This is a genomic window from Microvirga flocculans ATCC BAA-817, assembly GCF_000518665.1.
Taxonomy (GTDB): domain Bacteria; phylum Pseudomonadota; class Alphaproteobacteria; order Rhizobiales; family Beijerinckiaceae; genus Microvirga; species Microvirga flocculans.
The window spans coordinates 375,069-400,626 of the sequence record NZ_JAEA01000002.1 but is presented as its reverse complement, the minus strand read 5'-3'; the positions used below and the strand labels follow the sequence as shown (position 1 = coordinate 400,626).

Here is a 25,558-nt window from a genome sequence, read left to right as displayed (position 1 = left end):
TTATCTCTTATTTGGGTTGAAGTGTTTTTTGAGTTTGTGTCCGTATGCGGCGTAGTCTTTCTGCAGGGCGTCGGTCGCGGCGGCGAAGGCGGTGACCTTCTGCGGAAAGCGCGTCTCGAACATGAAGGCCAGCGTGCCCTCGAGCTTGTGCGGCTTGAGCTCCACATGGCTCGCCTTCTCGAACGCATCCACGTCCGGCCCGTGCGGCAGCATCGTGTTGTGCAGCGACATGCCCCCGGGCACGAACCCGCCCCCGGTCTTGGCGTCGTACACCCCGTAGATCAGCCCCATGAACTCGCTCATCACGTTCATGTGGTACCACGGCGGACGGAACGTGTTCTCCGCCACCAGCCAGCGGTCGGGGAAGATCACGAAGTCGATATTGGCCGTGCCGGGCGTCTCCGACGGCGAGGTCAGCACCGTGAAGATCGACGGATCCGCATGGTCGTACAGGATCGGACCCACCGGCGAGTAGCGCCGCAGGTCGTACTTGTAGGGCGCGTAATTGCCGTGCCAGGCCACCACGTCGAGCGGCGAATGCCCGATCTCCGCCACCCACAGCACCCCGCCCCACTTCACGTACATCTTCGACGGCGCGTCCTTGTCCTCATAGGCCGCCACCGGGGTCAGGAAGTCGCGCGGATTGGCCAGGCAATTGGCCCCGATCGGCCCGCGCTCCGGCAGCGTGAAGGCGCCGCCGTAGTTCTCGCACAGATAGCCCCGCGCCGGCCCGTCGACGAGTTCGACCCGGATCTTCACCCCGCGCGGGATCACCGCGATCTCGCCCGGCTCGATGTCGATGATGCCGAACTCGGTCCACAGCCGCAAAGCGCCCTGCTGCGGCACGAACAGCAGCTCGCCGTCGGCATTGTAGAAATACTCGTCCGCCATCGAGCGGGTGATGAGATAGACATGCGCGCCCATGCCGGCCTGGGAGCCGGCATCGCCCGCCGTGGTCATGGTGCGCACGCCCTCGAGGAACGACACCGGCGCGGCCGGCAGCGGGATCGGGTCCCAGCGCATCGGCGCGATCGGCAGCTCGACCTCGGCCGCCGGCGCGGTGCGCCACAGGCCGATCTCGGCCTTGGTGAACTGGCCCCAATGGGTCACCGTCGGGCGGATGCGGTAGAGCCAGGAGCGCTCGTTGGTGGTGCGCGGCGCGGTGAACGGCGAGCCGGAGAGCTGCTCGGCATACAGGCCGTAGGCGCATTGCTGCGGCGAGTTGCGCCCGATCGGCAGCGCGCCGGGCAGGGCCTCGGTCTCGAAGCCGTTGCCGAAGCCGGACATGTAGCCGGGCTGGAGCGCGCTCTCGAGGGGCGCGGCGGCCTGCGGCCGGGATGGGTTCTGGACGTTCATGGACCTGACCTCCTCGGATCGGGGCTGGGAGCGCGACGGGGGCCGTGGGCCGCCGCCGAAAACGGGGGAGCCGCGGTTGCGCCCGCGGCCCGCAATGGTTACAGACGTAACCGTCGATTTTGTAACTAACAAGCGCATGACCGAGCTCGCCCTCGAACGCTTCCTGCCCTACCGGCTCAACCGCCTCGCGGCGGCGGTGTCGCAGGAGTTCCGCGCCGTCTACGGCCCGCATCACGACCTGACGATCCCGGAATGGCGGGTGCTGGCGACGCTCGGCCAGGCCGAGGCCCTCGGCGCCACGGCGATCGGGCGGCATTCGGCGATGCACAAGACCAAGGTCAGCCGGGCGGTGCGGGCGCTCGAGGAGCGGCGCTGGCTCGCCCGCCGCGAAAGCCCCGCCGACCGGCGCGAGGAGATCCTCAGCCTCACCCCCGCAGGCCGGCGCGCCTACCGCGCCATCGTCCCCAAGGCGCTCGCCTTCGAACGCCGCATCCTCAACGCCCTCGGCCCAGACGCAAAAAACCTCCTCACCGCAATCGCAAAACTCGAAAATATCTTCGAAGAAAAGGGAGCGGCTTAGACGGCACGGCTGTGCGTGCGGCCGGAGGCTCCGAGATAGGCATCGAAAGCGGATGCGACGCTGCGAACCAGGAAGCGTCCCTCATCGGACACCGACAGCACATGGCCTTCCAGGCGAATGATGCCGTCATCCTGCAAAACGCGAAGCTTCGGGATCGCCTGCAGGATGCGCTCAGGAGCGGTGCTGTGCTGGCGACAGATCTGTCCGACATCGACCCTGAAATCGCACATGACCCGCTCGATCAGATCGGCCCGCAGGCGGTCATCGTCGGTCATGGCATATCCTTTGGCCGTCGCGAGCTCGCCGCGCAGGATGCGCTCGGCGTAGCGCCCGGTTACCACCTCGTTCTGCACATAGCCCTGTGTCAAACGCCCAATGGCAGACGCCCCGAATCCGATCAGAACATCGCTCGGATCGGTGGTGTAACCCTGGAAGTTGCGGTGCAGCTTGCCCGCGCTCTGCGCCTCCACCATGGAATCGTCCGGCAGGGCATAGTGATCGAGACCGATGCGGCGATATCCGGCCGCAACGAGGGTTTCGGCGATCGCTTCGGCCTGAGCGTAGCGGGCTTCTCCATCGGGCAGGACCGCCTCGTCGATCTTGCGCTGATGCTTCTTGAAGGAAGGCACATGGGCATAACCGAACACGGAGAAACGCTCGGGACGAAGCGCGATGCTCTGCCGCACCGTTTCAATGCACGACTCCACCGTTTGATGCGGAAGGCCGTAGATGAGGTCGAAATTAATGCCTTTGATTCCGGCCTCTCTCAACCCGCTCATTGCCCGCGCCGTCTGCTCGAAGCTCTGGATGCGATTGATCGCCTTCTGCACGACCGGATCGAAACTCTGGACGCCGAGGCTCGCGCGGGTCACGCCCGCGGCTCCGAGCGCCGACATCATGGCGTCTGTCAGCGTCCGCGGATCGATCTCGATGGCGATTTCCGCCTCCTCGTCGAGCACGAACCTCCGCCGCATCAGGTCCATGAGGTCCGTGAATTCGGACGGCTCCATGATGGTCGGCGTTCCACCGCCGAAATGGACATGGCGAACGGTCAGGGGCGAGGACAGACGGTCGGCGACCAGGGCGACCTCGCGGCGAAGGATGGCAAGGTAGTCGATGATCGGCGCGTCCCGTTGCGTGATCGTGGTGTTGCACCCGCAATACCAGCACATGGAACGGCAGAACGGGACGTGAAGGTAGAGAGAGGCCGTGGCTTCCGGTGCAATCGCGGAAAGCCAGCGGCCATAGGCCTCATGCCCGATGGTGTCGGAAAACTGCGGCGCGGTCGGATAACTGGTGTAGCGCGGAAGCCGCTCTTCACCGTATCGCGCTCTCAGGTCTTCTCTCATGGATCCACTCGCAGGGTGGCAGGCCGCAATGGCCGCATCGCCGGTTCCGGTGCCCGGATGTACCCGGCTTTTCCGGCAGGCTCTTTGACCTCGGTCAAATCCCCTCACCGCCAAAGCCGTCGAGCAGAAAGGCCTGGATTCCGAAGGGACCGGCCTGGAATCCTGAAGGCGGCGAAGCCCCGGCGCTTTAGCGGTAGAGGGAACCCTTTCAGGCAGCCCCCGGTTGATTTGCAGGCCGTGGGTCACATGACACCGAGCGATCATGGAGGCGCGTGTCATGCCCGAGATGCGGATTGGCGTGAAGGTCGCCGACGACCGGGGGACGGTTACCATCGAGATCGGCTCGACGGAGAGCCTTGCGAGTTCCTTCGCGCTCAATCTCGATCAACTCACCAAGCTGATCCGCCTGCTCGGGCAGGCGCGGTCCCGCATGGTCGAGGGAAAGCCGAAGGAACCGCTCGATGGGAAGACGGTGGAAACCGTTTTCGACCCGCCCTGGTATGTCCAGGTGGCGAGCATCGATGGCTCGCTTCTCGCCTTCGACCACCCTTCCTATGGCCCCCTGGCCTACGCCATTCCGAGAGCCGACATCGCCCGGATCGTCCACACCTTGACCGAGCACTTGGCACTTCCGGCAGAGCAGCCCGACAAGCCGAGCTAGAGCATTCTTCGGCGAAGTGGATCCAGTTCGCCGTCAATAAATGCGGCAGGACAACGAAGACTGACGATTCCATCTCAATGGAAACGGCTCTGGAACGTCCGATGCAAAGGCAAGGGTCGCTTTGCGCGACGGCAATCGCGAACAACGATACAACCCGTCGGGGCATCGCTGAGCGATGCCGTTAAACCAAGCCGTTGATTGCCATGCGGAAGAATTGGTGGGTGTACAAGGACTCGAACCTTGGACCCGCTGATTAAGAGTCAGCTGCTCTACCAACTGAGCTATACACCCGTCGCCGAAGCGCAACCAGCGGCGCGTTGCCCGCTGGAGTGGCGTGCGTGTAACAAACCGGAGGGGGCCTGTCCAGCCCCATTCGGCAAGGTTTTCGACCTCGGGCTGCAGGTTTCTGGCCTGCAGCGGCCACAGAGCCCTTTCTCCGGCAGGCACCTGGCCCAAGCTTGGCCGGAAAGAGGCTCTTCCCCCTTGGACAGGCAGGAAGGTGGCCTGCCTTTTTTTCTTGCCTGCCGTCACAGGTTCGATAGCCACCGGAAGAGGCCGGAGAAAGGGCCCGTCGAGCGGGCCCTTTTCGTTCGTTACTCTGCTGCGTGCTGGGCGTGCAGGCGCGCCCCGCGGCTCAGGAGCTTGTTGAGGGCTCCCAGATAGGCCTGGGCGGAGGCCACAAGGGTGTCAGGATCGGCCGCCCGCGAGGTTACGCTGCGGCCATCGGCCGACAGGCGCACCGAAACCTCGGCCTGCGCGTCCGTGCCCTCGGTCACGGCGTGGACCTGGTAGAGTTCCAGGACCGCCTCATGAGGCACGAGGGCCTTGATGGCGTTGAAGGTGGCGTCCACCGGGCCGTTGCCCTCCTGCTCCTCGATGACGATCCTGTCGTCGACCTGGAGCCTCATCGTGGCGCGCTGCGGCCCCCGGGTCCCGGCCACGATGTGGAGCGAAACCAGCTTGATGCGGTCATGCGCCGTGGCGATGTTCTGATCGACGAGCGCCTCGATATCCTCGTCGTAGACGTGCTTCTTGCGGTCCGCGAGCTCCTTGAACCGCTCGAAGGCATCCTGGAACTGGTTGTCAGACAGGCTGTAGCCCAGCTCCTCCAGCTTGTTGCGGAAGGCGGCGCGGCCGGAATGCTTGCCCATGACCAGGGATGTCTTGGAGACGCCGACGCTCTCGGGCGTCATGATCTCGTAGGTCTGGGCGTTCTTGAGCATGCCGTCCTGGTGGATGCCGCTCTCGTGGGCGAAGGCGTTCCGGCCGACGATGGCCTTGTTGTACTGCACGGGGAACGAGGTCGCCGCAGAGGCGAGCTTCGAGGCGCGCATGAGCATGGTCGTCTCGATGCCGGTCTCGTAGGGCAGCACGTCGCCGCGGGTCCTGATCGCCATCACGATCTCTTCCAGGGCCGCGTTGCCCGCCCGCTCGCCGATGCCGTTCAGCGTGCACTCGATCTGCCGCGCTCCGCCCTCCAAAGCCGCCAGGGAATTGGCGACGGCGAGGCCCAGGTCGTTATGGCAATGGGCCGAGAAGATCGCCTTGTCGGCGTTCGGCACGCGCTCGCGCACCGCCCGGAACATGGCGCGGTATTCGTCGGGCGTCGCGTAGCCCACCGTGTCGGGCAGGTTGATCGTGGTGGCGCCCGCCTTGATGGCGGCCTCCACGCACCGGCACAGGTAGTCGATCGGCGTGCGGGTGGCATCCATGGCGGACCATTCGATGTCCTCGATCAGGTTGCGGGCCTGGGTCACCGTGGCCGTGATAATCTCCAGCACTTCCTCCTCGGTCTTGCGCATCTGGTGCGCCAGATGGATCGGCGAGGTGGAGACGAAGGTGTGGATGCGGGGACGCGCCGCATGGCGCACAGCCTCACCGGCGCGGGCGATATCCGCGGAGATGGCGCGGGCGAGGCCTGCGACCGTGGCCCGCTTCACCTTCTTGGCGATCAGCGACACGGCCTCGAAGTCGCCGTTCGAGGCGATGGGGAAACCAGCTTCGATGATGTCGACGCCCATGGCATCGAGCAGTTCCGCAACCTCGAGCTTCTCTTCCAGGGTCATGGTGGCGCCGGGGCACTGCTCGCCGTCGCGCAGGGTGGTGTCGAAGATCAGAACGCGGTCCTTGGAGGAGCCGGATACGGAAGCGGTCATTTTCTTGTCCTTCTCGGAGGGAGAGCCAGGGGCTCAAGGTTGTTCCTGCTTATCCAGAACCCCTGAGAGCCCAGGCGGCAACGCCCAGCCGACCCTCAGGGGCGACTAAGGAGAAGGAGGCCAAGAAGGCGCGCGCGGGCGGCCGCCGGAGCGGAGCCGTTCATCCATGCGCTGGGGGAGCCGATGATCATCGCTACCCAAATCCTCCTCGGTCGCAGGCGAAACGCCGCGAACAACGGGCTCGTTTGTAACGGCCCCCTCGCCGGATGGCAAGACGATGAAACAAACGAAAAGCGAAAGCGCGACCATCGTATGGGTTGTGTCGCCAAGCGGGCAGGACTGGCCGATGCGGGAACTGCCCTAGATGGGATGGGAAACGGCGTATATTCCTCCGCCGGAACCCTCTCCAGGAGAATTGTCCATGAAGATCGTCATCCAGGCCCTCTCAGTGACGGGGGTGCTCGCGCTGGCCGCCTGCAACCAAACGGCATCTGCGCCCGCCCCCGCCGGCACGAGCGTCACGCCGTCGAGCTTCCGCATGCCGGAGGGGACAGGCTGCAAGGGCGAGATAGACCGCTACCGGGCCATCATGAGCAACGACCTCGCCATGGGGCATGTGAACCAATCGGTCTACCAGCGGGTCGAGCGCGATATCGGGCAGGCCGAGACCGCCTGCACGGCGGGGCGCGATGCCGAGGCCATTCGCATGATCCAGGCCACGAAGGCCCGGCACGGCTACCTCTGAGCGAAGACCCACGCGAAGAAGGATTGCAGGAAGAACGGCATCCGCTCGGGATCGATATCCTCAACGCCCCGGACGATCCGCACGTCCTGCAGCTCCGGCTCGTGCTGCCCGGCGAGGTTGGCGCGGATCTTCGCCGCCCCCTCCTCCGCCGTCACAGGCAGCGTCACCATCCGCAGGAGAGCGATGGTCGGCCAGCGCTGGACGATGATCCATTCATCGTCCACGTGGTAATCGCCTTCAGTGAGCCCCGTCTCCTCGGCCAGCTCCCGGGTGAGGCTGGCGGCCAAATCGACGGTTCCATCGGGCCTCAGATCGTCGGGGTCCGGCGTCCCTGCCGCGAAATAGATGCGGCCCGCATTCGTCGTGCCCTCCCCCATGACGCCGCAGATGAAGGCGCCGTCGGAGCCTCGAAGCGCTCCCATGGCGAAACCGTTGGCGATGGCGGGGTCGGGATAGCCTTTGTCGATCCAGGCGACGAAATCGGCGTAGTCCGTCTCGAAGTAGGTGTTGCGGCAGAGGTCCTGCTCGAATGTCACGTCCTGGAGCAGCAGCACGCGCCCGTTGAACATCTGCGGCTTACCCGCCGTGCGGCGCTTCCAGTTTTCCTCGACGAAGCTTCTGTTCTGCTTCGGCCAGGCCCAATCCAGCGGACGGCAGCACGCATCAACGCGGGAGACGCGCCGGATGTCGATCTCGCGCTTCACGCCAGAATCTCGCCGCGGCTCACCATGACGGCTCCGCCGCCGATCTCGGCGGAAACGAGCGCGCCGTTCTTGATGACCATCTGAAGGAGGATCTCGCTCGGACGTCCCATCTCGACGCCCTGCTCGATGACGATGTTGTGCTCGCCGTCACCCAGGGGCTCGCACTGCATGAGGCCTCCTGCGAAGGCCGCAGCCGCAGAGCCTGTGGCGGGATCCTCGGCGATGCCCATCCCGGGGCCGAACATGCGTGCGCGGAAGCGCAGGCCGTCCGCATCCGGAACGCGGGCGTAGACATAGGCGGACGGATGATCGCTGTCACCGAAAGCCTTATCGAAAGCCTCTCCCTGGGGCTTGGACCGGGCGAGAACCTCAAGGGACGCAACCGGCACGAGATCGTAGGCCACGCCCGCCGAATGGCGGCTGGGAACATGCTGCGCGAACCCGATCTCCGTCGGGTCGAGACCGAGAGCCCAGGCGCAATCGGCGGTCTCCTTGCCTTCTCCCCATACGAAGGGCAGGCGCGGCAGGCGAAAGCGGGCCGTTCCGCCCATCGCATCCTTCACCTCGACAACACAGGGAACGATGCCGACCTGCTCATTGAGGCCGAAAGCCACGGCGCCAGGCTCTCCGTTGCGGTCGAGAAGCGCGAGCAGAACCGCCGTTCCGACCGTCGGATGCCCTGCGAAGGGCAGCTCGCGTCCCGGCGTGAAGATGCGGATATCCGCGCGCTGCCGCGCCTCGGAGGGCGGGAGAACGAACACGGTCTCGGAGAGGTTGAACTCCTTCGCGATCCTCTGCATGCCCTCCGTGTCGAGGTCTTCTGCATCGAGCACGACCGCGAGGGGATTTCCGGCGAAGCGTTCGCCCGTGAAGACATCGAGGGTGACAAAGCGGCGTGGCATTGGATCAGACCTCTTCCGCATCGAAGCGATAGGTGGGCGAAACGAATTCATTCTGCGCGGCAATCGTCAGGATCTCGCGGGAGCCTGCCTCTTCCGTGCGCTTGAGCAAGCCGTAGACAGAGGCCGAGGCTTCCGCAAGAGCCGTCGCCGCAGAGCGCGAGCGTGCGTAATGGACGAAGAAAAGCGCCGCGATGGCATCCCCCGCGCCGTTCACGGACAGGGAAAGCTTCGGCGTGCGCACGCGCCAGAAGCGCCCGCTTTCGCCGGCCACCAGATCGACGCTGTCGGACGGCGTTTCCTGCGTCTCGACGGAAGTAACGAGAATGACCTTGGGGCCCATGCCCTGCACCGCGGCAACCGCCTGCTTGAGATCCGCCAGAGTCTTCGTTGCGAGGCCGGAGAGGTAGTCCAGCTCGAACTGGTTCGGCGTGATGATATCGGCGGCGGGAATGGCCTGATCGCGCATGAATTCCGGAATGCCTGGACGCACGAAGATGCCGCGTCCCACATCGCCGATCACCGGATCGCAGCAATAGAGCGCCTCCGGGTTCAGCGTCCGTACGCGGGCCACGGCGGAGAGGATCGCATTGCCGATATCGGCCGAGCCCATATAGCCGGAAAGGACCCCGTTGCAGCGGCCGAGCACCCCGCGCTCGGCAATGCCCTCCACCAGATCCTCGATGGCCGGACCGTCGAACACGCGGCCCTTCCACGAGCCGTAGCCGGTGTGGTTCGAGAACTGCACCGTATGAATGGGCCAGACCTCGACGCCGAGGCGCTGCATCGGAAACACGGCCGAGGCGTTCCCGACATGACCGTAGGCGACATGGGATTGGATCGAGAGAATATTCATGGCTCTTGCCCCCTTGTCTCCGGGTTAGCGCAACACAGGCTCCGCTTCAAATCGCGTGATGTGATCCCATTCATCACGGAGGCGATGGATTTCGCTTGATCCGAGGGCTTCGCCTGCTAGCAAGCCGATGGACGATGAGAGCCGGACCGATCGATGGATATCGAATTTCTGAAGACCAGCATCCTGGATTTCGTACAAGCCCACAGGACCTATGCTCCCTTCGTGCTCGGCCTGATGACCTTTGGCGAGTCGCTTGCCTTCGTATCCCTGGTCCTGCCGACCATGACGATCCTGGTTTCCGTGGGTTTCGTGCTGGCGGCGGCGGATATCCCCTTCTGGCAGGCCTGGGTCGGGGCCGCCTGCGGAGGCTTTCTCGGCAACTGGGTGTCCTATTCGATCGGCCGTCGCTACAAGAAGACAGCCTATCTGATCTGGCCCCTGTCCCGGCATCCCCATCTCATCGTGCGGGGAGAGACCTTCTTTCAGCGCTTCGGCCCATGGGCGGTATTCCTGGGCCGGTTCTTCGGCCCGCTCCGCGCCGTCATCGCCCTCGTCGCCGGCATCTTCATGATGCCGGGCGTTCTGTTCCAGGCCGCCAATCTGGCCTCGGCCTCGGTCTGGGCCTTCGTGATCCTCGCGCCGGGCGCGGGACTCGCGCATCGCCTGCTGTGGTAGGAGGCCCTGTGTCCAAGGAACGTCACCGGCTCGGGCAAGCAGGAGGGCAAGTCTCGGCACAAACGACAACTAACAGTAAAGGTTTGCAACCTCTAGGTCAGAATACTCTGCGTTTTCGAGTCGTTTCCCCTCCGTTTCCATAGCTTTCAGCAGCATTCCGCAATGGTAGTAACTTGCTATAACATTGCGGAACGCTGCTGTGACTCTTCCTTTTTCCGACTCCTACGACACGATCGATCATGCCTCTCAGCCCGCCAAACTGGCCTCGCCCCTGACGACGGGTCTGCCAGCCGCGTGGTGGCCATGTATCTGGGGATTTGCGTCTCTCGTCTACGCGGCTTTCTGGATGGCGGAGAGCTGGCGGGCCTCCAGGCCCTTTATCGGCCCCACTAAGCTCAACTACCTCACACAGGACCTTTTCAGCCTCCTGCTGACCGTTGGCGGATGCTACGCCTTCTATTGGTTCTTCAAGCGGCGATGGGAAACCCTCGGGATCGTGCTCTGCGTGCTTCTGGCCGCCGTCGCGATGACGCTGCAGCGCTTTTGACGGCGAGTTCCCCGCCGTTCTGCCTCAAGCCAGTTTGAACCTGTCGAGAGCACCGCTCTCGATGCGTTCGCGCGTGTGTGCGTAGCCGATCGCGACCACCCGCTCGAACTGCTCCCAGGCTCTGAGCGGCACATCGGCGAGAGGCGGGTGAATGACCAGGGCGGCGTGGGCCCGGGCCTTGAGCGTCTGGGCTTCGCTCGAAATGGTGGCCGAGCGGTAGAGCAGATTGACGATATCCGGCGCATGGGCCGGCACCCCGAGGATCCGGCGCAGCCAGGGCGCCTTCCTTTCCTGCTCGCCCGGACCGGTGAAGGCCAGGTCCCGGGCGACATCGATTCCCAGCACGGGACCGCGCTGGAAATCCGCCATCACATCGGCGGGCAGATTGTTCATCATGGCTCCGTCGACGAGCACGCCCTCGGGCTCGAGAACGGGCGGGAGAAGGCCGGGAATGGCGAGGCTTGCGCGCAGGGCCCGCCACAGCGCCCCCTGACGGTGCACATGGGCCGTTCCGGTCGTCAGGTTGGACGAGACGCAGAAGAACGGCAGCCAGAGATCCTCGATGTCGCACGCGCCAAAATGCTCGATCAGGCGTGCATCGACCTTCCGCCCCCGCACGAGCGAGACGAGCGGCAGGGTGTAGTCGTTGAGCGGCGGATCCCGGACGAAAGCCTCGTGCATGAGGGCCTTCGCCTCATCCAGTCCGATCTGGATGGCGCAGGTGGCCGCCATGACGGCGCCGATGCTGGTCCCTCCGGCCAGATCGATGGGAAAGCCGTGCTCGCGCAGGGCTTGGATCGCGCCGAGATGAGCAAAGCCCCGCGCGCCTCCCCCAGCCAGAACCAATCCGACGGCGCGCCCGCTCGACGTGCGGATCAGGCGCTGGAGGTCGGGCAGGTTCTTCTCCCGCACATGGAGCCGCTGATCGACGGGAAGGCGGTTCACTGAGGAATGCGCGGGCGCGGGGCGTGCGGCTTCCGCCGCCTGCAGCAGAACGAGATCGTGGCGCTGCCAGGACGACACGCCGCAGATCAAGGCCTCGGCCTCCGGAGCCAGCGGCTCGCCGGGACGCGCGAGAAAGATCACGTGGTCGGCATGGCGGATGCACCGGCTCGTCCAGGCGCCCGACGGTTCGCCGGAGACATAGAGGACACGCTCGCAGGCCGCCTCGAAGCGGTAAAGCCAGTTCTCGTCCGCCTCCCTCGGCATCGCATCGAGCATCTCGACGCCGCTCCCGTGGCTGCGCCGCATCTCCTGCAGGACGGCCTGAGCGAAATCGGAAACGGCGACGCCCCCGGTGACGGGAACGATGGCGAAGGTTGCTGGCGAAAAGGCGATGGGGCTGTTGCGCGTCGTCGCCCGAAGCCTGTCGGCCAAAAGCCGCGACAGGTACATCGAGACGGAGGGCCAACGCCGCACCAGACGCTCGAACGATTCCCGTGTCAGCTTGAGAAGGACCGAATCCCGAAGGGCCGTGACGGTTGCCGAGCGGGGCGCGTTCGAGACGAGCGCCATTTCGCCGATGGTCTCGGGCGGGGCGATGCGGGCGACGCGCCGCTGTTCGCCGTGGCCGCCCAGGACGGAAACGCCCAACGCCCCCGAAACCAGCATGTAGAGCGCATCGGCCGGGTCGCCCTCCTGGAAGAGGACATCGCCGCCCTGCAGGGTGACGTGCTCGAGCTCCGCCCGGATCTCCAGGCGCGCAACCGGATCGAGGCCCGCCCAGAGGGGCATCTCGAGATCCGGAGGATCATCGGTCGGGCTCGTTGCATTCATGGGGGTTTATAATCTTGCCGTTCCTTAGCGCATTAACGGGATTTGTATGGCCGCGCAAATCCGCTTCGGCGAAGGGGCCTTCTCAACGAAACAGGCCCGGCTGGCGCATGCGCCATCCGGGCCCGATGCTTCGAGGAGGCGCGGTTCAAGCCACGCCGCTCCTTGGTTCGTTTTAGTTCCGGCTCTTGTCGACCAGGGCCTTTTCCTTGATCCAGGGCATCATGTCGCGCAGGCGGGCGCCGACATCCTCGATCGGGTGGGCGGCATTGCGGGCGCGGGTGGCCTTGAAGGAGGTCTGGTTGACCTTGTTCTCCAGCATCCAGTCGCGGGTGAACTTGCCGGACTGGATGTCCTCCAGGACGCGCTTCATCTCGGCCTTGGTCTCGGCCGTGATGATGCGCGGTCCGGTGACGTATTCGCCGTACTCGGCCGTGTTCGAGATCGAGTAGTTCATGTTGGCGATGCCGCCCTCGTAGATGAGGTCGACGATCAGCTTCACTTCGTGCAGGCACTCGAAATAGGCCATCTCGGGGGCATAACCCGCCTCGACCAGGGTCTCGAAACCCGCCTTGATGAGTTCGACGAGGCCGCCGCAGAGCACGACCTGCTCACCGAACAGGTCGGTCTCGCACTCTTCCTTGAAGGTGGTCTCGATGATGCCGGCGCGGCCGCCGCCATTGGCGGAAGCGTAGGACAGCGCGATGTCATGGGCGTTGCCCGTGGCGTCCTGGTGGATCGCGATCAGGGTCGGCACGCCGCCACCGCGCTGGTATTCGGAGCGCACCGTGTGGCCGGGTCCCTTGGGGGCGACCATGAGCACATCGAGGTCCTTGCGGGGCTCGATGAGGTTGAAGTGGACGTTCAGGCCGTGGGCGAAGAGAAGCGCCGCGCCTTGCTTCATGTTGTCGTGCAGATCGTTGCGGTAGATGTCGGCCTGCAGCTCGTCCGGCGTGAGCATCATGACCACGTCGGCCCACTTGGCGGCCTCGGCCACCTCCATCACGCGAATTCCGGCCTTCTCGGCCTTAGCGGCGGAGGGAGAACCCTTGCGCAGCGCCACGACGATATCCTTCACGCCGGAATCGCGCAGGTTCAGCGTATGGGCATGGCCCTGGCTGCCATAGCCGACGATGGCGACCTTCTTACCCTTGATCAGATTGATATCGGCGTCGCGATCGTAATAGACACGCATGGTCCTCAAGTCCCTTGTCTCAAAGGGGGCCACTCCCCCGGTCTTCGTTGACGCTGCACCGCCCGGACGGACCTGCGCAACATTTGATTTATCAGGCGCCGCTTTTAGCGAATAAAACTGCGCTGACAAGCTGTAGCCCGTAGCAAAACTGCGCCCCTCCCTGCATCGGGTGCAGGATATGAGGCATTCCCGCCACAAGCGATCCGAGCCCGGAGAGTTCAAACGGCTCCCCGATGCTCTAGATTGACGTTCCGAAACCCCACCGAGAAGGATGACGCCGCATGGAGCGCCCTGCCACCCCCGATGACGTTCTCGATTTCTGGCGCGAGGCCGGGCCGGAGAAGTGGTTCTCGAAGGACGAAGCCTTCGACCAGATCTGCCGCGACCGTTTCCTGCCCACCTACGAGGCCGCCGCGCGGGGCGATCTCAACGAGTGGGAGCTCACCCCGGAAGGTGCGCTCGCCGTCATTCTCCTCCTCGACCAGTTCCCCCGGAACATGTTCCGGGGAAAGCGCGAAACCTACAGAACCGACCCGGTCGCCCTGATGGTCGCGGACCGCGCCATCGAGCGGGGCTTCGACCGGGCGGTGGAACCGGGGTTCCGCCGGTTCTTCTACCTGCCCTTCATGCACTCCGAATCCTTGCGGCATCAGGAGCGCTCGGTGGCCTTGAACGAAACCCTCGGAGAGGATTCGATCAAGTGGGCGCGCCACCATCACGACGTCATCGCCCGCTTCGGCCGCTTCCCCCACCGCAATGCCATCCTCGGCCGCGAGACGACGCCGGAGGAAGAGGCATTCCTGAAAGAGGACGACTTCAGGGGCTGATACCTCACATGATCCCTTCCGCGCCGCGCGCCATTGCGGCGACGCCGGTGCGGGAGACTTCGACGAGTCCCACTGCCGTCATCAGTTTGATGAACCGCTCGACCTCTTCCGTCGTGCCGGTCAGCTCATAGACGAAGGAGGTGAGCGTCGCATCGAGCGTGCGGGCGCCGAAGGCGGAGGCAAGGCGCATGGCCTCCACGCGATGATCGCCCTTGCCCACCACCTTCACGAGACACAGTTCGCGCTCCACCGCTTCGCCGGTCAGCGTCAGATCGACCACGCGGTGAACGGGCACGAGACGTTCGAGCTGGCTCTTGATCTGCTGGATGATGCTGTCCGTGCCCGTGGTGACGATGGTGATGCGCGAGATATGCGCCTCGTGCTCCGTCTCCGTCACGGTCAGGCTTTCGATGTTGTAGCCACGTCCCGAGAACAGGCCCGCGATGCGCGCCAGGACGCCGGGCTCGTTGTCGACGACCACCGCAAGGGTGTGCCGGTTGCTGGGCTCGACGCGGTGCGCATCGGGATAATGGGTTTTCATCTGAAGCATGGTTTGTTTCCCGAATTTTCCTGAGGCTCACGCCGCCTTGCGATAGTTCTCGATCGGTTCCTCGTCCACCTCGTCGGCGTCGACGACCCATTCCTCCTTCAGCGCCGCTGAGCGCCATTCCTGGAAGGCCGGCAGGGAGAGGATCGCATCCACATAGGCGCGCGTGGCCGCATCGAGCGGAATGGAATAGGTATCGAGGCGCGTCACGAGCGGCGCATACATGGCATCCGCAGCCGAAAACGCGCCGAACAGGAACGGGCCGCCCGCGCCGAAGCTCTCACGCGCTTGGCCAACGATCTCGGAAAAACGCGCCACATCGCGAGCGACGGCTTCGCCGCGGTCCTTCTGCGCATATTTCCTGCCGAGGTTCATCGGGCAGGCGTTGCGCAGGGCGAAGAAACCCGCATGCATCTCGGCCGCGACGGAACGCGCCATGGCGCGCGCCTTGCGATCCTGAGGCCAGACGGGAGCGCCGAGCGCATCGCCCACGTATTCCATAATGGCGATGCTCTCCCACACGGTCGCATCGCCGTCGATCAGGATCGGAACCTTGCCCGCCGGAGAGTGCTTCAGCACCTTCTCCTTCGTATCCGGCAGATCGAGCGGAATGGTGACCTCATCGAAGGCGACCCCGAGCTGCTTCATCAGCAGCCAGGGACGCAGCGACCAGGACGAGTAGCACTTGTTGGCGATGACGAGGGTCGGCATCTCAGTCTCTCCTCATCACACCAGCATCTTGCCCTTCTCGTCGATCACGGAGCCGATATCGGTTCCGGTCTCGCCGAGATAGTCGTTGAGCAGCATCTCGTTGTGAGCCTTGCCCGAGGGGATCATCGGGAAGCAGTTCTCGGTCTTGTCGACGATGCAGTCGAAGATCACCGGACGGTTCACGTTGATCATTTCCATGATCTTCGCATCGAGGTCTCCGGGCTTCTCGCAACGGATGCCGACCGCGCCATAGGCCTCGGCGAGCTTCACGAAATCGGGCAGCGACTCGGAATAGCTCTGGGAGTAGCGGCCGCCATGCAGCAGTTCCTGCCACTGGCGCACCATGCCCATATATTCGTTGTTGAGGATGAAGACCTTGATCGGCAGGTTGTACTGCAGCGCCGTCGACATTTCCTGCAGCATCATCTGGATCGAGGCCTCGCCGGCAATGTCGATGACGAGCGAGTCGGGATGGGCGAGCTGCGCGCCCACGGCCGCCGGCAGGCCATAGCCCATGGTACCGTGGCCGCCGGACGTCATCCAGTGGTTCGGATCCTCGAACCTGAAGTACTGCGCCGCCCACATCTGGTGCTGGCCGACTTCGGTCGTGACATAGGGCGCACGATCCTTGGTGAGTTCATAGAGACGCTCGATGGCGTATTGCGGCTTGATGGTCTCCTTCGAGTTCTTGTAGGCGAGGCAATTGCGCGCGCGCCAGCCCTCGATCTTGCTCCACCACTCCTTCAGTTCCACCTTGTCGGCCCGATGAGCTTCCTGCCGCCACAGGCGAACCATGTCTTCCAGCACATGCGCGCAATCGCCGACGATCGGAATGTCCACCTTCACCGTCTTGTTGATGGAGGACGGATCGATATCGACATGGATGCGCTTCGAATAGGGTGAGAACGCATCGAGACGGCCCGTGATGCGGTCGTCGAAACGCGCGCCGACATTGATCATCACGTCGCATTCATGCATCGCGAGATTGGCCTCGTAGGTGCCGTGCATGCCGAGCATGCCGAGCCATTGCCTGTCGGAGGCCGGGTACGCGCCGAGCCCCATCAGGGTCGAGGTGATGGGAAAGCCCGTGAGCTTCACGAGTTCGCGCAGCAGCGTCGCGGCATGAGGACCGGAATTGATGACGCCGCCGCCCGTGTAGAAGACCGGGCGCTTGGCATTGGCCATCAGCTCGATCGCGGCGCGAATGTGATTCATGTCGCCCTTCACGGTCGGGCGGTAAGTCTTGTGCTGGTTGCTGAGCGGCCGCGCATAGGTGCCCGTCTTGAACTGGATGTCCTTGGGCAGATCGACAACGACGGGGCCCGGACGGCCGTTCTGAGCCACGTAGAAGGCCTCGTGCAGAACCCGAGGCAGGTCTTCGATGGATTTGACGAGATAGTTGTGCTTCGTGCAGTGGCGCGTGATGCCGACCGTGTCGCATTCCTGGAACGCATCCGAGCCGATGAGATGGGTCGGCACCTGACCGGTGATGCAGACCAGCGGAATCGAATCCATCATGGCGTCGGCGAGGCCCGTGATCGCGTTCGTCGCGCCGGGACCCGAGGTCACGAGCACCACGCCCGGCTTGCCCGAGGAGCGGGCATAGCCCTCGGCGGCGTGGACGGCCCCCTGCTCGTGCCGGACGAGGACGTGCCGGACCTGCTCCTGATGGAAGAGTGCGTCGTAAATGGGAAGAACCGCACCGCCCGGATAACCGAAGATATGCTCGACTCCCTGGTCCTGCAGGGCTCGGATCACCATTTCGGCTCCGGTCATCGTCTCGCTCATGGTATTTGGCTCCGTCGGTCTCGTCTGCGTGTTTTTTCAGGAATTCGGGCAATAAAAAAGGCCCCTGAGGGGGCCTGTGCGCCATCGCCGGACCTGCGGGTCAATCCCGCTCCGTCGATGGCGCTCGTACTACGAGAATAAGCTTGCGCATTGGGGCAGCTCTCGGTGCAAAAGTTGCGCAGACGCTAAACGATCCGTTTCATTCGGTCAAGCGGCATCGGCTTGGCTTTAGGCGACGGAGCTTCTACCTTAGCACGATGCGCGGAAAGGCGGGCCCGGTTCCGACCGATAGGCCCTTCGGATCCGCAGTCATCGATGCAGCCTTGCAGAAGGAGAAGCATCGATCCCGAAAGGGAAGCCACCTTCCGGACCGTCACTCAAGGCCCCTCTTTTAGTCGTATGACCATGACCGATACCATCTCCTCGACCGGGGCGCCCATGCAGAACACGCGCCTCACGGCCCGCGCCCTCCTCCTGGGCGACCGCCTCGACGTAGCGGGCCTCGAGCGCAGCGACGTTCTGTCCACGACCCCCCTCGCCTTCCGGGCGGGGCAGGATGGCTTCGTGGCCCTGTTCCGCTACGGCGTGGCCGTTCTGGTGGGGCTCACCCCCTTGGAGGAGGATGAAATCATCCGCGGCCTGCGCCAGCGCATCCAGGGCGAGTTCTCCCGCCACGAGGAGGAGACGGCGATCATCGAAATCTCGCCGGACAGGGACGACCAGATCCCGCCCGGAGGCCCGATCTACATCAAGCAGCTCTCGACCGAGCGGCTGATCGTCATCGCGGACGCCCTGTCCAAGAGCGCGACCCTGGCCCGCGACGAGCGTGAGGCGACGGCGGCTTTCGAGCTGGTGGAGCCCTCCGTCGAGCACCTGGCCCAGAAGGGCCGCCGCCCCCGGGACCGCCGCAAGATCCTCAAGCATGTGGGCCGCGCCCTGCTCGTTCGCCAGCGCATGTCGGGGCGGGTGGCGGTCGAGGAAAAGCCCGACGTTCTCTGGGACCGCCCGGACCTGGAGCGGCTCTATGCCCGCCTGGAGGACGAGTACGAGCTGAAGGAGCGGGCCACCGCGCTCCACCGGAAGCTCGAAGTCCTCGGAGACACGGCCCAGGCCCTGACCGACATCATCGACACCGAACGATCCCTGCGCCTCGAGCTGATCATCGTCCTCCTGATCCTCTTCGAGATCTTCATCACCTTCTACCAGATGTTCACGGGCGCCTCGGGGCATTGAGCCGGGCCATCACGGCGTCATAGCCCTGCTCCGGCGCCACCCAGTCCCAGTCAGGCAACTGGTGGCGGAACCAGGTGAACTGACGCTTGGCGTAGCGCCGGGTATCCCCCTGCCCCTTGGCGATGGCCTCGTCGAGCGGGATTTCGCCGCGCAGATGGGCCAGGAGACCGGGGACGCCGTGGGCACGCATGGCGGGCAGCATAGGATCGAGTTTCCGTTCGCCCAGGGTCCTGACCTCCTCCAGCGCCCCCTGCTCCATCATGGTGAGGAAACGCCGGTTGATCCGCCGCCGCAGCTCCTCCCGCTCCGGCGCAAGGAAGAGCTTGATGACAGGCAGGCTGGCCAGGGGTCCCGGCTCCCGGGCGCCGTGGAAGGACAGCAGGGGCCGCCCCGTAGCGACGAAGACCTCCAGAGCCCGCTGGACCCGCAGGCGGTCGGAAGGGCGCAGGGTCCGGGCCGTTTCCGGATCCCGCTCGGACAGAAGGCGGTGAAGCGCGGGCGTTTCCAGCCCCTCGCTCTCCCGCCGCACCCGCTCGCGCACCTCCTCGGGAACCGGAGGCATGTCCGAAAGCCCCTCCGTCAGGGCCTTGAAGTAGAGCCCGGTGCCGCCGACGAAGATGGGAAGCTTCCGGCCCCGGATCTCCCGCAGGATGCCGATGGCATCGGCCACGTAGCGCCCGACCGAGTAATTCACGGCGGCGTCCACATGGCCGTAGAGCCGGTGGGGAGCCTCGGCCTCTTCTTCCGGCGTAGGACGGGCCGTGATGATGCGCAGGTCCCGGTAGACCTGCATGGAATCGGCATTGACCACCACGCCGTCCAGGGCCTGGGCCAGTCGAATGCCCAATGCGGACTTGCCTGAGGCGGTCGGTCCTGCGATGAGAACCGCGCCGATCCCAACGTCACTCACAGCCAGGTCTCCCAATGGCGTCTTCCCCGAATTCCCTCGTCGCGACCCTGATCGCCAACCCGTCCCAGCCGGTCGTCACGGACGAGGTCATAGACTTGGCCGCCCGGGCGCTCGGACAAGAGACGGAACGGGCCGTTCTGGCAAGGGGAATCGCAGCGGATCTGGTCGTTCCGGCCACGGCGACGGCCAAAGCCGTCGAGACCGCCCTGCGCCATGCCCTGCACGGCCAGCCTGTCGACATCGTGGTCCAGCCGCAGGCCGCGCGCCGCAAGCGCCTGTTCCTGGCGGACATGGATTCCACCATGATCGGCCAGGAATGCATCGACGAGCTGGCGGATTACGTGGGTCTGAAGGCCGAGGTCTCGGAGATCACCGAACGCGCCATGCGGGGCGAGATCGCCTTCGAGCCGGCCCTGCGCGAACGCGTGGCGCTGCTGCAGAACCTCCCCGTCGGCGTGGTCGACGAGATCATCGCAAAGCGCATCACGCTCACCCCCGGCGGGCAGGCGCTCGTGCAGACGATGCGCGCGAACGGAGCCTATACCTGCCTCGTCTCCGGCGGTTTCACGCTCTTTACCGGCCCGGTCGCGGCCAAGATCGGATTTCACGAGCACCGCTCCAACCACCTGATCGTGGAAAGCGAGAAACTCGCGGGCGTCGTCGAGGAACCGATCCTCGGCCGCGAGGCGAAGCTCGCGACGCTGATCGAGCTTCGCTCGCGCTTCGGCCTGACGGCGCCTGAGACCATGGCCGTGGGCGACGGCGCCAACGACCTCGCCATGCTGGGCGAGGCAGGCCTCGGCGTCGCCTTCCACGCCAAGCCCGCGGTTGCCGCCGCGGCCCATGCGAGGATCGACCACGCGGATCTTTCGGCGCTTCTCTATGCGCAGGGCTACAAGCTGGAAGAGATCGTCGCGGCATCGGCGTGATGCCGCGACCTTTGCATCATCCCTGGATGAAGGCGAGCAGATCGTTGTTGAACTGCTCGACCTGCACTTGCGCCAAGCCGTGCGCCCCGCCCGCATAGACCTTCAACGTCGCATCCGGCACGAGCTTGGATGAGAGCATGGCCGAGGCCGCGATCGGCACGATCTGATCGTCGTCGCCATGGACGATCAGGGTCGGCACGTCGATCTTCTTCAGGTCCTCCGTGAGATCGGTCTCGGAGAATTGCTTGATGCAGTCATAGGCCGATTTGATTCCGGCCTGCATGCCCTGCAGCCAGAAGGCCATGCGAAGCCCCTCGGAAACCTTCGCTCCCTCGCGATTGAAGCCGTAGAAGGGCATGGTGAGATCGTAGAAGAACTGCGAGCGATTGAGATAGGTGTTCTTTCTGATGTCGTCGAAGACCTCGATGGGCGTTCCCTGAGGGTTCGAATCCGTCTTCAGCATCAACGGCGGGATGGCGCCCACAAGAACGGCCTTCGCGACACGCCGCGTTCCATGGCGGCCGAGATAGCGCGTGACTTCGCCTCCGCCCGTGGAATGACCGACGAGAACGGCGTCCTTCAGATTCAGATGCTCGATCAACGCGGCCAAGTCATCCGCATAGGTATCCATGTCGTTGCCGGTCCAGGTCTGGCTCGAACGCCCATGTCCCCGCCGGTCATGCGCGATCACGCGATAACCGCGCTGCCCCAGGAAGAGCATCTGCGCATCCCAGGCATCCGCGCTGAGCGGCCAGCCGTGAGAAAAGACGATGGGTTGGCCGTCGCCCCAATCCTTGTAAAAGATTTCCGCGCCGTCTCTGGTCGTGATCGTGCTCATGCGTCTGCTCCTGAGCCCCTTTGCTTAAGACGGGCCATTCATTCGCGCGCCCGGCATCACGGCCGGCGGCTGTGCCTCATTGGATATTCATTGAACGGACTGGGATACTGAACTGAACGGTATCGCGCCGGTTGCCCGCGGCACCTTCGGCACTCAAGCTATCCTGATGAGCTACGATCTTCATGTCAAAGATGGGGCACAGGAACTTGCCTGAGCGGTTCTCGGGCAGTTGCGCGCCCGCGCGGGCAGCCCGAATCCCTTCACGCCGGGGCTCCGGAAAAACAAAAAAGGGCGGCCTGAGGCCGCCCTTTCGCTTGTCTGTCCGTTTCCGGCTTACTCGATGGACAAGGCCACGAAACGCACCTCGCCCTGCGGGTTTGCGACGAGGAGCAGGGCGGACTTGCGGCCCTGGGACTTGAGCTCGTCGATCTTCTTGGTCACGTCGGCAGGGTTGGCGACCGGCTCCTGATTGACCTCGACGATCACTTCGCCTGCCTGGATCCGCTTGTCGGAAGCCGCGGAGTTCGGATCGACGCGGGTGATGACCACGCCCTTGAGATCGTCCTTCAGGCTGAAGCGGCGGCGCAACTCGTCCGTCATGCCGGACATATTGAGACCCAGAGCCTGACGGGTCGCCGTCGGGGCCTCCGTGGAAGGCTGCTGCAGGTTCGCCTGCTTCTCGGAATCCTCGAGACGTCCCAAGGTGACCTGCTTGGTCATTTCCTTGCCCTTGCGGACGATCGACACATCCACCGCCTTGCCGACAGGGGTGGAGGCCACGATCCGCGGCAGGTCGCGGGAATCCTTGACCTCCTTGCCGTCAAAGCGAACGATCACGTCGCCGACTTCGAGGCCCGCGGGCTTTGCGGGCCCCTTGTCGTCGACGCCGGCGATGAGCGCGCCGCGCGCCGTACCGAGATTGAGAGCCTCCGCCGTCGCATCGTCGACGCTCTGGATCCGCACGCCGAGCCAGCCGCGACGGGTCTCGCCGAACTGGCGCAGCTGCTCGATGACCGGAACGGCCGTGGACGCGGGAACGGCGAAGCCGATGCCGACCGAGCCGCCGGTCGGCGAGAGGATGGCCGTGTTGATGCCGATCACCTCACCGTTCATGTTGAAGAGAGGGCCGCCGGAATTGCCTTTGTTGATAGAGGCATCGGTCTGGATGTAGTTGTCGTAAGGGCCGGACTCGATGTTCCGGCCGCGGGCCGAGACGATGCCCGCCGTCACCGATCCGCCAAGCCCGAACGGATTGCCGATGGCCATCACCCAGTCGCCGGGACGAATGGCCTCGGAATCGCCGAACTTCACGGCCTTGAGAGGCTTGTCGGGCTTCACCTTCAACACGGCGAGGTCGACCTTGGAATCCTTACCGACGATCTCCGCCTTCAGGCGCGTGCCGTCCGGGAAGATGACGCTGATGTCGTTCGCATCGCCGATCACGTGGTTGTTCGTCACCACGATGCCCGACGGGTCGATCACGAAGCCGGACCCCAGGGAATTCGAGCTGCGCGGACGCGGGGGAGCATTGTCCCCGCTACCGCCGCGGCGATTGAAGAACTCCTCGAAGAGGTCCTCGAAGGGCGTGCCGGGCGGAAGCTGAGGCAGGGTGCGGTTGCGGGTCTCGACCGTCGTCGAGGCCGAAATGTTCACCACCGCCGGCGTGACCTCCGCAGCCAGGTCGGCGAAGGATTCAGGAGCCGAACGGGCAAAGGCCGGCAACGGCGCGGCGGCCGTTCCCATGATCGTCATGATCGCGAGGCATGACGCAGCCAGCCCGCGCAGGAGACGTGGGGGCACCATCGTCTTGGAAGGCGCCAGCGCATTCGTGGCAGTGTTCATCGACAATCCTCTCTCGGAGTTTCTGCTTATAGATTGGCTCTAGGCCCTGTCATTCAAGCGGGCATTGCGGCGGAAGCTTGACCGCCGCTCACCCGAACTGGCGTACGAGCCAGATCACCCCGAGCCCGATGACGGCCGAGACGATGCCGACGATCCGCATCCGGTCGCTCGGGCTGTGAGCGGCCTCGTACATGGCCCGGCGCATCCCGTCCGGAAAGGCCGCAAACAAAATGCCCTCGACCGCGAGAGCGAGGCCGAGGGCTGCAATCAAATCCGTCATCAGGCGATGTCTTACTGGGCTGGAGCGGGTTGAACGGGAGCGCCCCCGCCACTTCTGCGACCGGCGGGGTCGTTGAAGTAACGAAAGAACTCCGAATCCGGGCTCAATACAAGACGGGTCTCGCCGGATTTCAACCCGGCCTCATAGGCCTGCATCGAGCGGTAGAAGGCAAAGAAGTCCGGATCGAGGCTGAAGGCCTCGGCCAGGATGCGGTTGCGGTCCGCATCGCCCTGACCGCGCAGCTCCTCGGCCTGACGATTGGCCTCGGCCCGGATCACGGTCGCCTCGCGCTCGGCCTTGGCACGGATCGTCTGCGCCTGCTGCTGTCCGTTGGCCCGGATGTCGGCAGCCTCGCGCTCACGCTCCGTGCGCATCCGCTGGTACACCGCCTGGCTGTTCGCAGCCGGCAGGTCGACGCGGGTCAGGCGCACGTCGATCATCTCGATGCCGAGATTCTTGGCCTGACGGTTCACATCCTCCTGGATGCGGTTCATCAGGGTCGCGCGATCGGTGCGGACGATGGCATCGCGGGAGGCGCTGGCCAGGACATTGCGCATGGCCGAGTTCGTGAAGCTCTGCAGGCGCTGGTTGGCCAGGGCGATGTTGCCGACCGCCTGATAGAACCGCAGCGGATCGACGATCCGGTAGCGGGTAAAGGCGTCGACTTCCAAATTCTGCCGGTCGGCCTACAGGAGGGTCTGGACGGGCAGATCGAGATCGAGCACGCGCTTCTCGAAATAGGTGACGTTGTCGATCAGCGGCACCTTGAACTTGAGGCCCGGCTCCGAGATGGCGGACTGCACCGCGCCGAACCGCAGCACCAGGGCATACTGGGTCTGCTGCACGATGTAGATCGAGCTGTAGAGAACAATGGCTGCTAGGCCCGCGAGGATCAGGAGGCCCGTGCGAAGAGTCGAGCCGTTCATCGCGTGGCTCCCTGCTGGTTGGCGTTGCCTTGCGTCTGCGGACGCTGGTTCTGGGTCAGGGGCAGGAAGGGGACGACACCCTGCCCTTTCTGGTCCACGATGATCTTGTCGACACCGCCGAACACGCGCTCCATCGTTTCGAGGAAGATGCGCTCGCGGCTCACATCCGGAGCCTTGCGGTATTCCTCATAGACCTGCCGGAAGCGAGCGGCCTGACCGCTGGCGTCGGCCACGGCCTGCTCGCGATAGGCTTCGGCCTGCTGGACGGTCCGCGAAGCCTCGCCTCGGGCTTCCGGAACCACGCGGCTCGCGAAGGCGCCGGCCTCGTTCTGGACGCGCACGGCGTCCTGCTGGGCGGCGTTCACGTCGAAGAAGGCCTGGCGCACGTCGGCCGGAGGCTGGGCTGCCTGAAGCTGAACGACGTTGATCAGGACGCCTGCGCCGTAGGCGTCGAGGGTTTCCTGCATGATGTCGCGGACTTCCTGGGCGACGCTCGCCTGCTCGGTGGTGAGAATGGCCTGGATGTTGCGGCGGCCGATGACCTCGCGCATGGCGCTCTCGGCCACCGACTTGATGGTGCCTTCGGGATTCTGGAGGTTGAAGATGAAATCCTGGGGCCGGGCCGGATTGATCTGCCAGACCGCATCGAAATCGATGTCGACGATGTTCTCGTCGGCGGTCAGCATCAGGCTTTCCTCGAGAACGTCGCGCGCACGGCCCTGCCCCGTGGGGGTGGAGCGGTAGCCGACCTCGACCCGCTGCTGGGCGGTCACGTTCGGCTTCATCACGCGGCCGATCGGATAAGGCAGGTTGTAGCGCAGACCCTCGCCCGAGGTGCCCGTATACTTGCCGAAGATCATGTTGATGCCGACCTCGTTGGGCCGCACCGTGTAGAAGCCGGTCAGCAACCAGACGGCGATCACGCCCAGGACCAGGATGATCAGCCCGCGGCCTCCCATGGAGCCACCGGGTATGAAATCCTTCAGGCGGTCCTGGCTCCGGCGCAGGATGTCCTCGAGATCCGGGGGATTGCCGTTCCCCTGCGGACCGCCTGAGCCCCAAGGGCTCTTGCCGCCTCCCGATCCGCCACGCTGCCCCCAGGGGCCACCGCCGCCGCTTTGGTTACTCCAAGGCATAGGACGCCTTTCCTCACTTACGAAAGTCTGGCCGAGACAGCCACGAAGAACATGAGACGGTTGTGGGTGTTGCCTCTTCCGCCTGTCAAGCCTGC

General features: G+C 64.7%; 24 protein-coding genes, 1 tRNA gene and 1 pseudogene. 8 read left to right on the top strand and 18 right to left on the bottom strand.

Translation table 11 applies throughout. The features are described 5' to 3' along the window. Complete coding sequence (gene hmgA / locus L879_RS0105010; RefSeq protein WP_027315142.1) at nucleotides 1-1,356, bottom strand: homogentisate 1,2-dioxygenase; 1,356 nt, start codon at nucleotides 1,354-1,356, stop codon at nucleotides 1-3. Nucleotides 1,357-1,492: 136 nt separating this feature from the next. On the opposite strand from hmgA, the gene L879_RS0105005 reads away from it, so the two are divergent. Further along, on the top strand, nucleotides 1,493-1,936 hold the full coding sequence (locus L879_RS0105005) for a MarR family winged helix-turn-helix transcriptional regulator (RefSeq protein WP_027315141.1): 444 nt from the start codon (nucleotides 1,493-1,495) through the stop codon (nucleotides 1,934-1,936). Here the strand turns inward: L879_RS0105005 and hemN are convergent. Next, nucleotides 1,933-3,285, bottom strand: coding sequence for an oxygen-independent coproporphyrinogen III oxidase (hemN, locus tag L879_RS0105000; RefSeq protein ID WP_027315140.1), 1,353 nt, complete (start codon nucleotides 3,283-3,285; stop codon nucleotides 1,933-1,935). The genes L879_RS0105005 and hemN overlap by 4 nt on opposite strands. Before the next feature lie 277 nt (nucleotides 3,286-3,562). On the opposite strand from hemN, the gene L879_RS20490 reads away from it, so the two are divergent. Beyond that, nucleotides 3,563-3,946 carry a hypothetical protein gene (locus L879_RS20490; RefSeq protein WP_051435041.1) on the top strand — a complete coding sequence of 128 codons (384 nt, stop codon included), beginning with the start codon at nucleotides 3,563-3,565 and terminating at the stop codon, nucleotides 3,944-3,946. Nucleotides 3,947-4,161: 215 nt separating this feature from the next. Here the strand turns inward: L879_RS20490 and L879_RS0104990 are convergent. After that, nucleotides 4,162-4,237, bottom strand: a tRNA-Lys gene (locus L879_RS0104990). Nucleotides 4,238-4,539: 302 nt separating this feature from the next. Further along, nucleotides 4,540-6,102: a 2-isopropylmalate synthase gene (locus tag L879_RS0104985; protein WP_027315139.1), complete on the bottom strand. Its 1,563-nt coding sequence runs from the start codon at nucleotides 6,100-6,102 to the stop codon at nucleotides 4,540-4,542. Between the two features lie 421 nt (nucleotides 6,103-6,523). On the opposite strand from L879_RS0104985, the gene L879_RS0104980 reads away from it, so the two are divergent. Next, the gene (locus L879_RS0104980) at nucleotides 6,524-6,847 is read left to right on the top strand and encodes a hypothetical protein (protein ID WP_035458664.1); all 324 of its coding nucleotides are present in this window, start codon (nucleotides 6,524-6,526) and stop codon (nucleotides 6,845-6,847) included. On the opposite strand, the gene L879_RS0104975 is transcribed toward L879_RS0104980, so the two are convergent. From L879_RS0104975 to pdxY, 3 genes are read right to left on the bottom strand one after another with little or no spacing between them, the layout of a single operon-like run. After that, a complete protein-coding gene (locus L879_RS0104975) occupies nucleotides 6,838-7,551 on the bottom strand; it encodes a hypothetical protein (protein ID WP_027315137.1) in 714 nt (237 codons plus the stop codon). The two genes, L879_RS0104980 and L879_RS0104975, sit on opposite strands and share 10 nt — an antisense overlap. After that, nucleotides 7,548-8,453 carry a PhzF family phenazine biosynthesis protein gene (locus tag L879_RS0104970; RefSeq protein WP_027315136.1) on the bottom strand — a complete coding sequence of 302 codons (906 nt, stop codon included), beginning with the start codon at nucleotides 8,451-8,453 and terminating at the stop codon, nucleotides 7,548-7,550. Before L879_RS0104970 ends, L879_RS0104975 begins: the two co-directional genes overlap by 4 nt. A 4-nt stretch (nucleotides 8,454-8,457) precedes the next feature. Continuing rightward, nucleotides 8,458-9,306 (bottom strand): pyridoxal kinase PdxY, encoded by an 849-nt coding sequence (pdxY, locus tag L879_RS0104965; protein WP_027315135.1) that lies wholly within the window; start codon nucleotides 9,304-9,306, stop codon nucleotides 8,458-8,460. Nucleotides 9,307-9,459: 153 nt separating this feature from the next. Here pdxY and L879_RS0104960 point away from each other — a divergent pair, with 153 nt between their 5' ends. Then, entirely contained in the window at nucleotides 9,460-9,981 is a 522-nt protein-coding gene (locus L879_RS0104960; protein ID WP_027315134.1) for a DedA family protein, read from the top strand. A gap of 199 nt (nucleotides 9,982-10,180) precedes the next feature. Beyond that, nucleotides 10,181-10,528, top strand: coding sequence for a hypothetical protein (locus tag L879_RS0104955; protein ID WP_035458661.1), 348 nt, complete (start codon nucleotides 10,181-10,183; stop codon nucleotides 10,526-10,528). A 24-nt stretch (nucleotides 10,529-10,552) separates the two neighbouring features. Here L879_RS0104955 and L879_RS0104950 read toward each other — a convergent pair whose 3' ends face one another. Both L879_RS0104950 and ilvC read right to left on the bottom strand, forming a co-directional pair. Continuing rightward, nucleotides 10,553-12,304 (bottom strand): patatin-like phospholipase family protein, encoded by a 1,752-nt coding sequence (locus L879_RS0104950; protein ID WP_027315132.1) that lies wholly within the window; start codon nucleotides 12,302-12,304, stop codon nucleotides 10,553-10,555. 172 nt (nucleotides 12,305-12,476) lie between these two features. Then, nucleotides 12,477-13,496, bottom strand: coding sequence for a ketol-acid reductoisomerase (gene ilvC, locus L879_RS0104945; RefSeq protein ID WP_027315131.1), 1,020 nt, complete (start codon nucleotides 13,494-13,496; stop codon nucleotides 12,477-12,479). Nucleotides 13,497-13,777: 281 nt separating this feature from the next. Between ilvC and L879_RS0104940 the strand changes: the two genes are divergently transcribed. Further along, nucleotides 13,778-14,323, top strand: coding sequence for a DUF924 family protein (locus tag L879_RS0104940; RefSeq protein ID WP_027315130.1), 546 nt, complete (start codon nucleotides 13,778-13,780; stop codon nucleotides 14,321-14,323). A 4-nt stretch (nucleotides 14,324-14,327) separates the two neighbouring features. On the opposite strand, the gene ilvN is transcribed toward L879_RS0104940, so the two are convergent. Genes ilvN through L879_RS0104925 form a run of 3 tightly spaced genes read right to left on the bottom strand, consistent with a single transcriptional unit; the run spans nucleotide 14,328 to nucleotide 17,369 of the window. Continuing rightward, on the bottom strand, nucleotides 14,328-14,873 hold the full coding sequence (gene ilvN, locus L879_RS0104935) for an acetolactate synthase small subunit (RefSeq protein WP_027315129.1): 546 nt from the start codon (nucleotides 14,871-14,873) through the stop codon (nucleotides 14,328-14,330). Between the two features lie 27 nt (nucleotides 14,874-14,900). Then, nucleotides 14,901-15,581 (bottom strand): glutathione S-transferase family protein, encoded by a 681-nt coding sequence (locus L879_RS0104930; protein ID WP_027315128.1) that lies wholly within the window; start codon nucleotides 15,579-15,581, stop codon nucleotides 14,901-14,903. 15 nt (nucleotides 15,582-15,596) lie between these two features. Continuing rightward, on the bottom strand, nucleotides 15,597-17,369 hold the full coding sequence (locus L879_RS0104925; protein ID WP_027315127.1) for an acetolactate synthase 3 large subunit: 1,773 nt from the start codon (nucleotides 17,367-17,369) through the stop codon (nucleotides 15,597-15,599). A gap of 405 nt (nucleotides 17,370-17,774) precedes the next feature. On the opposite strand from L879_RS0104925, the gene L879_RS0104920 reads away from it, so the two are divergent. Continuing rightward, the gene (locus L879_RS0104920) at nucleotides 17,775-18,602 is read left to right on the top strand and encodes an RMD1 family protein (RefSeq protein ID WP_027315126.1); all 828 of its coding nucleotides are present in this window, start codon (nucleotides 17,775-17,777) and stop codon (nucleotides 18,600-18,602) included. Here the strand turns inward: L879_RS0104920 and miaA are convergent. Next, complete coding sequence (gene miaA, locus L879_RS0104915; RefSeq protein WP_035458766.1) at nucleotides 18,580-19,512, bottom strand: tRNA (adenosine(37)-N6)-dimethylallyltransferase MiaA; 933 nt, start codon at nucleotides 19,510-19,512, stop codon at nucleotides 18,580-18,582. The two genes, L879_RS0104920 and miaA, sit on opposite strands and share 23 nt — an antisense overlap. A gap of 14 nt (nucleotides 19,513-19,526) precedes the next feature. Here miaA and serB point away from each other — a divergent pair, with 14 nt between their 5' ends. Further along, on the top strand, nucleotides 19,527-20,441 hold the full coding sequence (gene serB / locus L879_RS0104910; RefSeq protein WP_027315124.1) for a phosphoserine phosphatase SerB: 915 nt from the start codon (nucleotides 19,527-19,529) through the stop codon (nucleotides 20,439-20,441). Between the two features lie 16 nt (nucleotides 20,442-20,457). Here serB and L879_RS0104905 read toward each other — a convergent pair whose 3' ends face one another. From L879_RS0104905 to hflK, 5 genes and pseudogenes are all read right to left on the bottom strand, one after another. Then, nucleotides 20,458-21,279 (bottom strand): alpha/beta fold hydrolase, encoded by an 822-nt coding sequence (locus L879_RS0104905; protein ID WP_027315123.1) that lies wholly within the window; start codon nucleotides 21,277-21,279, stop codon nucleotides 20,458-20,460. Nucleotides 21,280-21,612: 333 nt separating this feature from the next. Beyond that, nucleotides 21,613-23,121, bottom strand: a complete 1,509-nt coding sequence (locus L879_RS0104900; RefSeq protein WP_154664087.1) for a DegQ family serine endoprotease — start codon at nucleotides 23,119-23,121, stop codon at nucleotides 21,613-21,615. A gap of 88 nt (nucleotides 23,122-23,209) precedes the next feature. Then, entirely contained in the window at nucleotides 23,210-23,401 is a 192-nt protein-coding gene (locus L879_RS0104895) for a DUF2065 domain-containing protein (protein ID WP_027315121.1), read from the bottom strand. An 11-nt stretch (nucleotides 23,402-23,412) separates the two neighbouring features. After that, nucleotides 23,413-24,327, bottom strand: a pseudogene (hflC, locus tag L879_RS20485) (protease modulator HflC). Then, nucleotides 24,324-25,463 carry an FtsH protease activity modulator HflK gene (gene hflK, locus L879_RS0104885; protein WP_027315120.1) on the bottom strand — a complete coding sequence of 380 codons (1,140 nt, stop codon included), beginning with the start codon at nucleotides 25,461-25,463 and terminating at the stop codon, nucleotides 24,324-24,326. The pseudogene hflC and the gene hflK overlap by 4 nt, the downstream one beginning before the upstream one ends. Nucleotides 25,464-25,558 lie beyond the last annotated feature (95 nt).

Excerpts from the sequence above, each read along its gene's own strand:
- hmgA (WP_027315142.1), bottom strand. The coding sequence starts at position 1,356 with ATGAACGTCCAGAACCCATCCCGGCCGCAGGCCGCCGCGCCCCTCGAG.
- L879_RS0105005 (WP_027315141.1), top strand. The coding sequence starts at position 1,493 with ATGACCGAGCTCGCCCTCGAACGCTTCCTGCCCTACCGGCTCAACCGC.
- hemN (WP_027315140.1), bottom strand. The coding sequence starts at position 3,285 with ATGAGAGAAGACCTGAGAGCGCGATACGGTGAAGAGCGGCTTCCGCGC.
- L879_RS20490 (WP_051435041.1), top strand. The coding sequence starts at position 3,563 with ATGCCCGAGATGCGGATTGGCGTGAAGGTCGCCGACGACCGGGGGACG.
- L879_RS0104985 (WP_027315139.1), bottom strand. The coding sequence starts at position 6,102 with ATGACCGCTTCCGTATCCGGCTCCTCCAAGGACCGCGTTCTGATCTTC.
- L879_RS0104980 (WP_035458664.1), top strand. The coding sequence starts at position 6,524 with ATGAAGATCGTCATCCAGGCCCTCTCAGTGACGGGGGTGCTCGCGCTG.
- L879_RS0104970 (WP_027315136.1), bottom strand. The coding sequence starts at position 8,453 with ATGCCACGCCGCTTTGTCACCCTCGATGTCTTCACGGGCGAACGCTTC.
- pdxY (WP_027315135.1), bottom strand. The coding sequence starts at position 9,306 with ATGAATATTCTCTCGATCCAATCCCATGTCGCCTACGGTCATGTCGGG.
- L879_RS0104960 (WP_027315134.1), top strand. The coding sequence starts at position 9,460 with ATGGATATCGAATTTCTGAAGACCAGCATCCTGGATTTCGTACAAGCC.
- L879_RS0104950 (WP_027315132.1), bottom strand. The coding sequence starts at position 12,304 with ATGAATGCAACGAGCCCGACCGATGATCCTCCGGATCTCGAGATGCCC.
- ilvC (WP_027315131.1), bottom strand. The coding sequence starts at position 13,496 with ATGCGTGTCTATTACGATCGCGACGCCGATATCAATCTGATCAAGGGT.
- L879_RS0104940 (WP_027315130.1), top strand. The coding sequence starts at position 13,778 with ATGGAGCGCCCTGCCACCCCCGATGACGTTCTCGATTTCTGGCGCGAG.
- ilvN (WP_027315129.1), bottom strand. The coding sequence starts at position 14,873 with ATGCTTCAGATGAAAACCCATTATCCCGATGCGCACCGCGTCGAGCCC.
- L879_RS0104930 (WP_027315128.1), bottom strand. The coding sequence starts at position 15,581 with ATGCCGACCCTCGTCATCGCCAACAAGTGCTACTCGTCCTGGTCGCTG.
- L879_RS0104925 (WP_027315127.1), bottom strand. The coding sequence starts at position 17,369 with ATGAGCGAGACGATGACCGGAGCCGAAATGGTGATCCGAGCCCTGCAG.
- L879_RS0104920 (WP_027315126.1), top strand. The coding sequence starts at position 17,775 with ATGACCGATACCATCTCCTCGACCGGGGCGCCCATGCAGAACACGCGC.
- serB (WP_027315124.1), top strand. The coding sequence starts at position 19,527 with ATGGCGTCTTCCCCGAATTCCCTCGTCGCGACCCTGATCGCCAACCCG.
- L879_RS0104905 (WP_027315123.1), bottom strand. The coding sequence starts at position 21,279 with ATGAGCACGATCACGACCAGAGACGGCGCGGAAATCTTTTACAAGGAT.
- L879_RS0104900 (WP_154664087.1), bottom strand. The coding sequence starts at position 23,121 with ATGAACACTGCCACGAATGCGCTGGCGCCTTCCAAGACGATGGTGCCC.
- L879_RS0104895 (WP_027315121.1), bottom strand. The coding sequence starts at position 23,401 with ATGACGGATTTGATTGCAGCCCTCGGCCTCGCTCTCGCGGTCGAGGGC.
- hflK (WP_027315120.1), bottom strand. The coding sequence starts at position 25,463 with ATGCCTTGGAGTAACCAAAGCGGCGGCGGTGGCCCCTGGGGGCAGCGT.